The organism is Martelella mangrovi (assembly GCF_040545495.1).
Lineage (GTDB): Bacteria > Pseudomonadota > Alphaproteobacteria > Rhizobiales > Rhizobiaceae > Martelella > Martelella mangrovi.
In genome coordinates this window covers 134,910-146,387 of the sequence record NZ_JBEPLY010000013.1, presented here as the reverse complement: position 1 = coordinate 146,387, position 11,478 = coordinate 134,910, and the positions used below count along the sequence as shown (strand labels likewise).

The 11,478-nt window shown below is 58.4% G+C and carries 9 protein-coding genes; 7 read left to right on the top strand and 2 right to left on the bottom strand.

Annotated elements, in window-relative coordinates; all coding sequences use genetic code 11:
- Positions 1-490: 490 nt before the first annotated feature.
- Entirely contained in the window at positions 491-2,071 is a 1,581-nt protein-coding gene (gene rtcR / locus ABID12_RS17030) for an RNA repair transcriptional activator RtcR (protein WP_354435298.1), read from the bottom strand.
- Between the two features lie 175 nt (positions 2,072-2,246).
- Between rtcR and ABID12_RS17025 the strand changes: the two genes are divergently transcribed.
- The 4 genes from ABID12_RS17025 (at position 2,247) to ABID12_RS20875 (ending at position 7,487) form a co-directional block, all read left to right on the top strand.
- Positions 2,247-3,803: a vWA domain-containing protein gene (locus ABID12_RS17025; RefSeq protein WP_354435296.1), complete on the top strand. Its 1,557-nt coding sequence runs from the start codon at positions 2,247-2,249 to the stop codon at positions 3,801-3,803.
- Positions 3,804-4,847: 1,044 nt separating this feature from the next.
- Entirely contained in the window at positions 4,848-6,254 is a 1,407-nt protein-coding gene (locus ABID12_RS17020) for an RtcB family protein (protein ID WP_354435294.1), read from the top strand.
- A gap of 153 nt (positions 6,255-6,407) precedes the next feature.
- The gene (locus tag ABID12_RS17015) at positions 6,408-7,178 is read left to right on the top strand and encodes a hypothetical protein (RefSeq protein ID WP_354435293.1); all 771 of its coding nucleotides are present in this window, start codon (positions 6,408-6,410) and stop codon (positions 7,176-7,178) included.
- 57 nt (positions 7,179-7,235) lie between these two features.
- Positions 7,236-7,487: a hypothetical protein gene (locus ABID12_RS20875; protein WP_435528251.1), complete on the top strand. Its 252-nt coding sequence runs from the start codon at positions 7,236-7,238 to the stop codon at positions 7,485-7,487.
- A gap of 59 nt (positions 7,488-7,546) precedes the next feature.
- Here the strand turns inward: ABID12_RS20875 and tlpA are convergent, their stop codons facing one another.
- Positions 7,547-8,209 carry a thiol:disulfide interchange protein TlpA gene (gene tlpA, locus ABID12_RS17005; protein ID WP_354435291.1) on the bottom strand — a complete coding sequence of 221 codons (663 nt, stop codon included), beginning with the start codon at positions 8,207-8,209 and terminating at the stop codon, positions 7,547-7,549.
- Positions 8,210-8,232: 23 nt separating this feature from the next.
- Between tlpA and argH the strand changes: the two genes are divergently transcribed.
- The 3 genes from argH (at position 8,233) to lysA (ending at position 11,292) form a co-directional block, all read left to right on the top strand.
- Positions 8,233-9,630 (top strand): argininosuccinate lyase, encoded by a 1,398-nt coding sequence (gene argH / locus ABID12_RS17000; RefSeq protein ID WP_354435290.1) that lies wholly within the window; start codon positions 8,233-8,235, stop codon positions 9,628-9,630.
- Between the two features lie 90 nt (positions 9,631-9,720).
- Positions 9,721-10,014, top strand: a complete 294-nt coding sequence (gene lptM / locus ABID12_RS16995; RefSeq protein ID WP_354435288.1) for an LPS translocon maturation chaperone LptM — start codon at positions 9,721-9,723, stop codon at positions 10,012-10,014.
- A 15-nt stretch (positions 10,015-10,029) separates the two neighbouring features.
- Complete coding sequence (gene lysA, locus ABID12_RS16990; protein WP_354435287.1) at positions 10,030-11,292, top strand: diaminopimelate decarboxylase; 1,263 nt, start codon at positions 10,030-10,032, stop codon at positions 11,290-11,292.
- Positions 11,293-11,478: the final 186 nt, after the last annotated feature.

Below are 11,478 nucleotides of genomic sequence, written 5' to 3'. Positions count from 1 at the left end.
TAAACAGGCGGATAAGTGGTTGTCGGTTTCATTTATGCTGCCGCTGATATTGCAGCCGTGCGTAGAATTATGTCTCATCCTGTTCCTGCCCGTAGAGCGGTGAATGCCGATGGAGGCAATTGTAAAAGGTCAGGTATCGTCCGACGCTGGAGCGGATCTCGATGAAAGATTCGCAAGTATGGAGATAAACCTCTTCGTACCTGATACCAGTTTCCTTCAAAACGCCAGTGCAATCAATGGGTGTGCGTTGCGATCCCCGATCCGATCTGAATATTTCGGGCTTGTCGTCTGCAACCGGTTGACCGACAGGCACAAACTGCAAGTTTTCTTGATGAAGTCTTGCGCCTCTTGACGGCATCGGCCGCTTGCCCGTTTTCGGGTCCGTCACCATGTCACGCTGAAACAATCCTGGTGACGGATGGGACACGAAGCCGGGCATCCTTCGCGCGGAGCCGCCATTTTCTTCGGCAGAAGTGACGTTTGAAATGCCTTATGTGGTTTCAGCGCTTGCAGTCATGCTCCAGTCGAGGCCGAATTTCGACAGGTATTTGCGCAAACGGTCGGCATCGTTCTGGACGCGCCGTTTGTCGCGGGACTTTGCGTAGAGCGCGCGCCCTGCCTGACTGAGACTTGAGGATTGGCGGCAGGTGCGGATGACCAGAGCCAGTTGCACCATGTCGAACGGGTCGATCTCGCCCGCCTTCTCTCCCAGCAGCGCCTCCACGAGTTGTAAATCGCTGTCGGCGCTTGCGCTGTTCCAGTCGCGCTGAAGGTTTTCGATTTCCGTTTCCACCATCGCTTTGGTAATGCGCCCGCGTGGCGAAAGAATGCACAGGCGGCGCACGGAACCGCGAAAATCACGAAAATTTCCCGGCCATTGCGTTGCCGGACTGGTTGCGAATTTCAGATATCTGTTGCGGGCGTCCGCATTGAAACCCACCTGGTTGCCCAGTTCCTTTTCCGCGCGGGCCAGTTCATGGAGCAGGTTTGCCTCGATATCCTCGCGCCGCTCACGCAGCGGCGGAAGCTCAAAGCGCCACATATTGAGACGCGACAGCAGATCGGGCCGGAAACGGCCCTGGGATGCAAGCGTGCGCAAATCACGATTGGCGCCCGCGATGATCTGGAAGCGGCTTGAGACCTCGTGGTCCGAGCCCAGCGGATAGAAACGCCCCGTTTCGATGGCATGCAGGATGATAGACTGTTCGCTCAGGCCCAGCTCGTCGACCTCATCGAGAAACAGGATGCCGCCATCGGCCTCGCGCAACAGGCCGCGACGCTCCGAACCGGCCTGTCCGGTATAGCCGCGCTGCTGGCCGAACAGCATGGCGACGGCATCGCCTCCGTTCAGCGTTGCGCAATTCACATGCACGAGCCTGCCTTTGACGCGCCGGCGGTCGAGCTTCAGATTGTAGATACGCTCGGCCAGCTCGCTCTTGCCCGTGCCGGTTTCGCCAAGAAGCAGGATCGGTTCGTCGGAATTGCCCGCCACCAGTTCGATCCGGTCGATCAGGGCATTGTATGTGTCGTTGCGGGTTTCGATGCCGCCCTTCAACTGGTCGCCATATTCGCGGGCCAGCTTGTCGAAACGTTGTTGTAGCGCGTTGTAGCGGCTGAGATCGAGGTCGATAATGTCGAGCTTTGGCCGAGCGTCATCCTCCCGCGGCGGGCCGGTCTGGAGCAGGCGCGCCGGCACATGGCGGCTTTCGGTAAGCAGAAACCAGCAGATCTGCGCCACGTGAGAGCCCGTGGTGAGATGCACATGATAACGTTCGCGATGTTCATCAAACCCATAGGCGCGGGCGAAATCGAAGAGCTTTCCGTACACTTCCTGGAAATCCCAGGGGTTCTTCAGGTCCAGATTGCGCAGCATGACCTCGGTGTGCGGCGAAACTTCCTCGATGGAGCGCTTCACCTGCTGGGCCAGACGATTGAAATTCATGTCGTAGAGGATTTCCAGCCGCTCGACCGGGAAATCGGCGTGCTCCACCAGGCTGACGGTGGGCCGCCACCGCCGTTTCTTGCCCATATCGAGCTGCGTTCCGAGGAAGCCGATGACAACATTCTTCATGGTCGTATCCGATTTGATATAATGCTATAATAATTTATATGAATCAAGAAAGTCAAAACCCGAGAAATTAGATATTATTATTTATATTCAGTTAGTTATGTAATTTCCGCTTTTTTCTTTTTTTGGCGCGTCCGTCGTGACAAAACTCGGTCATCAAAACGGAAGGACGAAGCAAATGGCGAACAAATCCGTGTTTGCGACAATCGCAGGAAAGCTGCTCCCGAAGGCAACGGCCACCAATATGCAAGGCGCAAAGGCCTATGCCTATGAAGATGAACACGCACTGGCACAGCTGGCCGTTACAGGCACTTTCGGCGGTCTCTTCTATCAGGATGCACAGGCCGAACTGGACAAGGTGCTCGACGTTGCCGAGCGCATCGCCCCCGATTTTCTGGCACAGACAGCGATCTACGCCCGCAAGAAGGGGCACATGAAGGACATGCCGGCCGTGTTGTTGGCGGTTCTGGCGCGCCGTGATCCGGCGCTCTTCCGCGCTGCCTTTGGCCGCGTGGTGGACAATGGCAAGATGCTGCGCAATTTCGTTCAGGTGGTTCGTTCCGGCCAGACCGGGCGCAAATCACTGGGGTCGGCGCCCAAGAGCATGGTGCAGAACTGGCTCAATGGCGCTTCGGACCACGCATTGCTGCAGGCCAATATCGGCAATAACCCATCGCTGGCCGATGTGCTGAAGATGGTTCACCCGAAGCCTGTCAGCCGCGAACGCGAAGCCCTGTTTGCCTGGATCATCGGTCGCCCGTGCGATGTGGCGCTCCTGCCGGAAGCCGTTCGCGCATGGTTGACCTTCAAGGAAACGGGCGAAGGCAAAGTGCCGGATGTGCCGTTCCAGATGTTGACGCAGCTTGATCTTACGACCGGGCAATGGGCTGAAATCGCCCGCAAGAGCTCGTGGCAGATGGTGCGACAGAACCTGAACACGTTTGAGCGCCACGGCGTTTTCAACGATCAGGTCAATGTGGACCATGTGGCCGCGCTGCTTGCCAACCGGCAGGCGATCGCCCGGGCGCGTGCGTTTCCCTACCAGCTGATGGTGGCGGCGCACAACGTGATCGGCAAGGCGCCGTGCGAAATCGTGGACGCGCTGCATGACGCGATGGAAATCGCGGTGCAGAACGTGCCGAAGATCGACGGTTCGGTTGTCGTATGCCCTGACGTGTCGGGCTCGATGACCGGTTCGGTGACGGGATATCGCCCCGGCGCGACCTCGACCGTGCGCCATGTGGATGTTGCCGCTCTGGTGGCGGCTGCGTTCCTGCGGACAAACCGGCGCTGCCAGGTTCTGCCGTTCGACTTCGACGTGCGGGAAACACGTCTGGAGCCGCGCGACACGATCCTGACCAATGCCGGACGTCTGGCCGCGCTCGGCGGCGGCGGAACAAACTGCTCCGCACCGCTGAAGTGGCTGAACGCGCGCAGGAAGGCGCCGGATCTCGTCGTATTCGTCTCGGACAACCAGTCCTGGATGGATGCAGGAGACGGCGGGCGCACGACGGCCATGGCTCAGGAATGGGCTGCCCTGAAACGGCGCAATCCGAAGGCACGGCTGGTGTGCATCGACATCGCGCCTTACGGCACGACGCAGATGAAAAGCCGTGAGGATGTCTTGAACATCGGCGGATTTTCCGACGCGGTCTTCGATCAGATCGCCGCCTTTGCCACCGGCCAGAACGGCCCGGAGCACTGGGTGGAACAGATCAAAAAGATCGAGGTTTGAAAACAGGTCTGGCGGAATGCACATGGGACTACATCCTGTCCTGTTGCACACGATCTCATGGACATCTTGTCCGCCAGACCTGACCGGAACCCTTCGGAGATGCGCGGGTAGAGTCGCGCCGGGGCGAGACCGCCCCGTCGTCCAAACGATCGCAGGACACCGTCGCGGCTGAATTTTGAGACAAGAGAACCGAAAGGAATATCCTGGCGAATGCCGAAGGAACTACATGGCACAATACGGGAAGGTGTGCGGGTTCAACTCCCCTCCAGGCCAGCGCCCATACGGCAAACGCGCAAGCCAAAAGCGTGCGCGGGGCGGCCTCCCGACGTTTCTTCACTTTTGTCGCCGGGACATGAAAACGAAAAACCGCAATTCGCACTCAAGGAGATACGGCGCGGCGAATGCCAGTGGAACTACATCATCCGTAATGCCCAGGTCGCGGGTTCGAGTCCCGCCGTGGTCTTGGCCACGTAGCTCAGTGGGTAGAGCAGAGCAAATATGTTTCACGACACACTTGTCGCCGCGGTTTTACCATGGAAGGCGAAACGACACAGGAGGAATGCCTGTGGGACTACATTGGGTATCAGCCTGTTCGAATCAGGCAACGTCTCGCAATCAATTGTCCTCCACCTGAAGACTTGAAAGGAATATCCCGGCGAATGCTGAAAGAACTACATGGCTCCAAAATCGGGAAAAGGGTGAACGGGTTCGACTCCCCTCGCGCCAGCGCCCAGACGGCAAACGCGCAAGCCAAAAGCCTGCGCGGGGCGGCCCTCCCAACGTTTCTTCACTTTTGTCGCCGGAACCTCCTTTCAAAGGGGCCTGAAATCCCCGCAAATCACGAAGCCCGTAACGGGCTTTTCGGAATGAAACAGGACGGAAAGCGGGGAATACCCGCAGGACTACAGGTAGACGCACTCTTCGGAGTGGCATGGGCAACCATGCTGTGCTGGTTCAACTCCAGCCCGGGACACCCCGGTGGCGGAAAAAAAGATGTCTTGCAAAACCTTGTCCCCCATGCTCCCTCATGCCGAGGAAAAGACGATGACGGAAGAAAACGCAATTGAGACCATCACCGGAAACCACCTGAAACAATGGGGGCACGAGCCGGGCAAGCAGTTTCCGAAGCTGATTGAACGCGCCAATGCCATGCAGGCTGAAGGTTTGTCAGCGGAGAGGATCCGCGAGGCGCTGGAAGGCGAGAAAGTCGTTCATCTGAAGCTGCGCGCGCCGGGCGAACTGGCATTTCACGAAAACATTCAGGTTGTTCATACCGATGAGGAGGACAATCTCTCCAGGGTTCGTGAAACCATGGTCGAGCTGATGCGCACGCCGACGATCGTTGCCGGCGCGGTCATGCCCGATGCCTGTCCCGCCGGACCGGTCGGCACGATACCGGTTGGCGGCGTGGCGGCTGCGCGCAATGCAATTCATCCGGGCATGCATTCAGCCGACATCTGCTGCTCGGTGATGATGACCGATCTGGGTCATGCAGATCAGAAAACCGTGCTGGATGCCGCGCAATCCGTGACGCATTTTGGCCCGGGCGGTCGCCCGCAGGGTCAGCACTTCACCGTTTCGCTTGATCTGCTGGATGCCTTTCGGGAAAACCCGTTTCTGAACAATCCCAAAGCCTTGCGCATGGCGCAGGAGCATATGGGAACGCAGGGAGACGGCAACCACTTCCTGTTTGTGGGCCGTTCACGCAAAACCGGGCGAACGGCAATGGTAACCCATCATGGTTCGCGCGGCCCGGGCGCTGTTCTCTACAAGCTTGGCATGGCGGCGGCGGAGCGTTTCCGCAGGAAGCTTTCGCCGCAGACCCTGAAGCAGAATGCCTGGATACCGGCTGACACAGAGGAAGGAAAGGACTATTGGGAGGCCTTGCAGTTGATCCGCAAATGGACAAAGGCCAACCACAACGCCATCCATCAGGCCACCGTCGAGATGGCCGGGGTGGAGGACGTTGGCGCGCGTTTCTGGAACGAGCACAATTTCGTCTTCAGGCGCGGCGACCTTTTCTATCACGGCAAGGGCGCGACCCCGGCCTGGAACGATTATGCAAGCGATGCGACGGGACTGACCCTCATCCCGCTCAACATGTCCGAGCCGGTGCTGGTGGTGCGCGGCAGGGATGCGGAAACGGGCCTTGGCTTCAGCCCGCATGGCGCGGGACGCAACTTTTCCCGTTCCGAGCATCGACGCCGCTCAAACGGCGCGACGCCGGAAGCCATGCTGGATGCGGAAACGGAAGGCTTGGACATTCGCTTCCAAGCCGGCGGAATCGACATTTCCGAACTGCCGTCCGGCTACAAGAGCGCCGAAAACGTTGTGTCCCAGATCAGGTCCTACGGTCTTGCGGAGATTGAGGACTATATCGATCCCTATGGCTGCATCATGGCCGGCGATGTTCCGCCGGTCTGGCGGCAGCGCAAGGCAACCGGGCGCTGAACATGCACCGGGTTTCGGTCTTCCGGCTCGGCAGGCTGCCTGAATGAATGCCATCACCGCGATGATCAACGGTTGTTGAGTGCCCTTCTGACTCATTTTCTAAATCTGTCCACTAACGTCTATTGGCGATACGCCTTGAAAAGGAGTGCCTCTATGAAATTGAACGCAATTTTTGCCGTAATCGGTAGGTTCAGGAAGCCGATTTTTGAGTATCTCCGCAGCGACCGCATGCCTCGCGCACTGCTCGGCGCCGGGACCGTTTTGGTCGCAGGACCATCATGGCCAACCCTGGTCGCCTTTTGGTACGGGACGCCATTGAGGGAAGCAATTAAGTTAAGCGCCGAGACTTTCTCCCTCTTCGTCCAGCTCTTTGGAATTGGCCTTGCCCTATTGGGTATTGTGGCGTGGATATCCGCGAACAGGAAGAAATCTCGAAAAACCGATTTTGAGAAGGAAAAGACGTTTCACAGAGCTTATGGTTCGCTCTTGGTCGGCGAAAAGCAGGTCTGGTTCAAGGAGGTTTATAGGCGTCCGGCCCCGGTCAACGTAATCGATGCTTTGATGCAACATGGACTCAATCCGATGCTTCTTTGCGCGGATTTCAAGCGCGGCGGTGACCTTGTGGAACTCGACGGCGATTGGTTTTCTCTTAAAAACAGACACCACAAGAGAGACAGAAGGCTCTCGAGCGTCATGTATTTTGCTTGCGGGATCGTATCAGTCATATTTCTGGGTATTGGCACATCTTTGCTGACGCACGGCATCATATCGGGAAACAGAACCGAAGCTACTGCAGGTGTAATGGCCTTTGGTTTGATGCTCGCTACCGGCGGGCTTGCGGGCGACAGATTACCGCGCATTGCTGCCTATGCAGCGGCTGAAAGGGTGGTCAATGAAGGTCCAGCGACACCTTATGACAGCTAGATGTTTGATCCCAGGGTTTGATAGTGCGATATTTTCCCTGGAGTAGAAGGAAGCGCTATGGGGCAGATACGTCACGGCAGCGCCACGACCACGCACATAGTCCGAGCTGCAATAAAGCGATCGCATGCTTCGGCCGCGGCGTTGAGCCGAACTTACGAGATCAATCCGAAAACAGTTCTCAAGTGGCGTAAGCGGGCAACGGTCGAAGCCTGCACCGCATTTATGTTGCATCAAGCTGTAGAACAGCAGGTTGATGCTCATTTTAATCATTTTATTTCAACGCTTTGGATTTCGATCGGACTTCACTGAGAATCCATGTCCCTAGCCATTCCTTTCAAGAAAATTCCGAAAATGGCCGATGTTGCGGTTTAAGGCTCGTATGCCGCGCCCACGAGTGCTTTCGCGTCGTCGCTTGCCCATTCGGCGGGGCCGTTCATGGAGCCGAGCAGGCAGCCGTTTTCGTCGATAAGGACGGTGGAGGGCAGACCGAAGGCGAGGCCGTCCTTTTTCAGCGTGTTGAACACGCCCATGGTTTCGTCACGATAGTAGGCCAGCGACGAAATACCGATTTCGTCGAGGAATTTCTTCGGCTTTTCATCGGAGCCGGTGTCGATATTGACGGCGACGACCTCGAAATTCTCGTTCCCCATTGTCGCTTCGAGTTCATCGAGCGCCGGCATTTCCTCGCGGCAGGGCACACACCATGTCGCCCACAGGTTCATCAGCACAGTTCTGCCCTTGAAGGCGGCGAGCGATGTTTCGCCGTCATCGCTGCGAAAGGCAAGGTTTGGCATCGGGCGTGGCTTGTCGGCGGGAATGAAGGCGGCGACCTCGCCTTTTGCCAGCGGTTTCAGCGCGGCCGCGGTCTCGACCGCCATTTCGCATTCGCCGGCTGTGGCCAGTTCGTTCGCGCCATTGCCAGAAAAGGTATTTTTCACGTATACCGCCACAGCGCCGGCGATAAGCCCGGCAACAAGCGCGATAAGAACAAGTCTGGCGGAGATGGGGCTCTTGCGGCTCTTCTTCGTCATGTCACTCTCCAGATAGGCACGTCATGGCTTCCGACAACAGCACCTCGAACACAATGTGGGGCGGGCGTTTCGCCTCCGGTCCCGATGCGATCATGGAGGAGATAAATGCCTCCATCGATTTCGACAAGGCTCTCTATAACGAGGATATCGACGGTTCGATCGCACATGCGACCATGCTTGCCGAAAAAGGCATCATTTCGGAAGAGGACAAGGCCTCAATTCTGGAAGGGCTGACAACAATTCGTCGTGAGATCGAAGAGGGCGGCTTCACCTTCTCGCGCCAGCTTGAAGATATTCACATGAATATCGAATCGCGCCTGCGCGAGCTGATCGGCGCTGCGGCCGGCCGCCTGCACACGGCGCGCTCGCGCAACGACCAGGTGGCGCTTGATTTTCGCCTGTGGGTGAAGAAGGAACTGACGAAAACGGAAGCGGCCCTGACGCGCCTGATCGGCGTGTTCCTGGAGCGCGCCGAAGAACATGCCGAAACGGTGATGCCGGGCTTTACCCATCTGCAGACCGCCCAGCCGGTCACCTTCGGCCATCATTGCCTCGCCTATGTCGAAATGTTTGGCCGCGACCGCAAGCGCGTGCGCCACGCCATCGAGCATCTGGACGAAAGCCCGCTGGGGGCTGCCGCGCTGGCAGGCACCGGCTTTGCCATTGACCGCCACATGACGGCCGCCGCACTCGGCTTTGCCCGCGGACCGACGCGCAATTCCATCGATACGGTTTCCGACCGCGATTTTGCGCTGGAGTTCTTGTCGACAGCCTCGATCTGCGCCACACATCTCTCGCGTCTGGCTGAGGAAATCGTCATCTGGTCGACGCCGCAGTTCAATTTCGTCCGGCTTTCCGACAGCTTTTCCACCGGCTCCTCGATCATGCCGCAGAAGAAGAACCCGGATGCCGCCGAACTGGTGCGCGCCAAGACCGGCCGCGTCAATGGCGCGCTGATCGCGCTTCTGACGGTGATGAAGGGCCTGCCGCTCGCCTATTCGAAGGATATGCAGGAAGACAAGGAACAGGTCTTCGACGCGGCAAAGAGCCTCGAACTTGCAATCGCCGCCATGACCGGCATGGTCGGCGACCTGACCGTCAATGCCGTCTCCATGAAGGCGGCTGCCGGTTCCGGTTTTTCCACCGCAACGGATCTTGCCGACTGGCTGGTGCGCGAGGCGGGGCTTCCCTTCCGCGATGCCCATCACGCCACCGGCCATGCGGTTGCCCTTGCCGAGAAGAAGGGCTGCGACCTTGCAGGCCTGACGCTGGAAGAGCTTCAGGCGATCAATCCGGCGATCACCGAAGGGATTTTCGACGTGCTGACGGTCGAGGCCTCTGTTGCAAGCCGCAAGAGCTTTGGCGGCACGGCGCCGGACGAAGTGCGCAGGCAGATTTCCTGGTGGCGCGATCACGTTTGATTTCCTGCGCGTTTGAGGGTGCACAAGTTCTCCCTGATCGGCTATCAGGGAGAAGATCGGGTTTTGAAAAGGCTTGCGGTGGAACACGCCATGAGAAAAGACAGGATTGCCGTTGCGGCATTATTGGTAAGTGCGCTGGCGCTGACGGCCTGTGGGCGTCGTGGCCCGCTGGAAGTGCCCCCGGCAACGCCCCAGCAGGCCGAGCGCGAGGCGCGTGATGCAAACACGCCGGCCATCCAGATCGCGCCGAACGACAAACCGGTTGTCTTCGACGGCTCCGGCAACAATGTCATCAATAACGGGCCGGACGCCGCCATCAGCGAACCGGCGTCCACTGCCACTGGCGAGCCCGATACCTTCTTTCTCGATTCCCTCATCAACTAGGCCAGGTCTTTTTTCGTGAACCATTTCGAGTATCGCGACGGCGTGCTTTATGCCGAGGGTGTTTCCATTCCGGCGATTGCCGAAGCCGTGGGAACGCCGTTCTATTGCTATTCCACGGCAACCTTTTCGCGCCACTACAAGGTCTTTGCCGAAGCCTTTGCCGGTTCGGATGCGCTGGTCTGCTATGCGGTCAAGGCCAATTCCAACCAGGCGATCCTGAAAATGCTGGCCGGTCTCGGCGCCGGCATGGATGTCGTTTCGGAAGGCGAATTGCGCCGGGCGCTGGCCGCCGGCGTGAACCCGCAAAAAATCGTGTTTTCCGGTGTCGGCAAGACCGTGCGCGAGATCGATTTTGCGCTGGAAACGGGCATCTACTGCTTCAATGTCGAATCCGAACCGGAGCTTGAGGTTCTCAATGCCCGCGCCGTGGCGAAGGGTATGATCGCGCCGGTGTCCTTCCGCATCAATCCGGATGTGGATGCGAAAACCCATGCGAAGATTTCGACCGGCAAGAAGGAAAACAAGTTCGGCATCGCCTTTACCCGTGCCGAGGCTGTTTATGCCCGCGCGGCAGAACTGCCCGGCATTCGTGTGACCGGGATCGACATGCATATCGGCAGCCAGATCACCGAGCTTGTGCCTTTCCGCGATGCCTTTCGGCTGATGAAGGCGCTGGTTCTGAAACTCAGGGAACAGGGGCACGCGATCGATCATGTCGATGTCGGCGGCGGTCTCGGCATTCCCTATCATTTCGACAATGATCCGCCGCCGGAACCGACCGCCTATGCCGCGATCATCCGCGACGAACTGGCCGGTCTCGATTGCCGGATTGTCGCCGAGCCGGGCCGGATGATTGCCGGCAATGCCGGTATTTTCGTCACCGAAGTGCTGTATGTGAAGGATGCGGAAGCCAAAAGCTTCGTGATCGTCGACGGTGCGATGAACGATCTCATTCGCCCGACACTTTATGAAGCCCATCACGAAATCCGTCCTGTGGTGCCAAACCCGAAAGCTGAGCGGATGACGGCCGATGTCGTCGGCCCGGTCTGCGAGACCGGCGATTATCTGGCGCTCTCGCGTGAAATGGGCCGGCCGGAACCGGGCGATCTTCTGGCGGTTTCGACAGCCGGGGCCTATGGCGCGGTGCAGGCGGGCACATACAATACCCGTCTTCTGGTGCCGGAAGTGCTGGTCGATGGCGACCGCTATCATGTCATCCGCCCGCGCGGCAGTTATGAAGACCTGATCGGACTGGATTCGCTGCCGGACTGGATGTGATCCCGCTCGCTAAGTTTTGAAGGCGGATTTTTACGAATTTGGCGCGGCCTCCTCGCTATCGTCATAAAGCGTGCTATGTTTTTTGAAACGTTCACGCTCACGCCGCCGCCTTCGGGCGCGACAGACAGGGCCTATGACCGCTGGTATGCACGACACCGGAACACAAGCGCCTGACCGGGGCCGGGA

Bases quoted from the DNA above. Each gene is read 5' to 3' on its own strand.
- rtcR (WP_354435298.1), bottom strand. From the start codon at position 2,071: ATGAAGAATGTTGTCATCGGCTTCCTCGGAACGCAGCTCGATATGGGC.
- ABID12_RS17025 (WP_354435296.1), top strand. From the start codon at position 2,247: ATGGCGAACAAATCCGTGTTTGCGACAATCGCAGGAAAGCTGCTCCCG.
- ABID12_RS17020 (WP_354435294.1), top strand. From the start codon at position 4,848: ATGACGGAAGAAAACGCAATTGAGACCATCACCGGAAACCACCTGAAA.
- ABID12_RS17015 (WP_354435293.1), top strand. From the start codon at position 6,408: ATGAAATTGAACGCAATTTTTGCCGTAATCGGTAGGTTCAGGAAGCCG.
- ABID12_RS20875 (WP_435528251.1), top strand. From the start codon at position 7,236: ATGGGGCAGATACGTCACGGCAGCGCCACGACCACGCACATAGTCCGA.
- tlpA (WP_354435291.1), bottom strand. From the start codon at position 8,209: ATGACGAAGAAGAGCCGCAAGAGCCCCATCTCCGCCAGACTTGTTCTT.
- argH (WP_354435290.1), top strand. From the start codon at position 8,233: ATGGCTTCCGACAACAGCACCTCGAACACAATGTGGGGCGGGCGTTTC.
- lptM (WP_354435288.1), top strand. From the start codon at position 9,721: ATGAGAAAAGACAGGATTGCCGTTGCGGCATTATTGGTAAGTGCGCTG.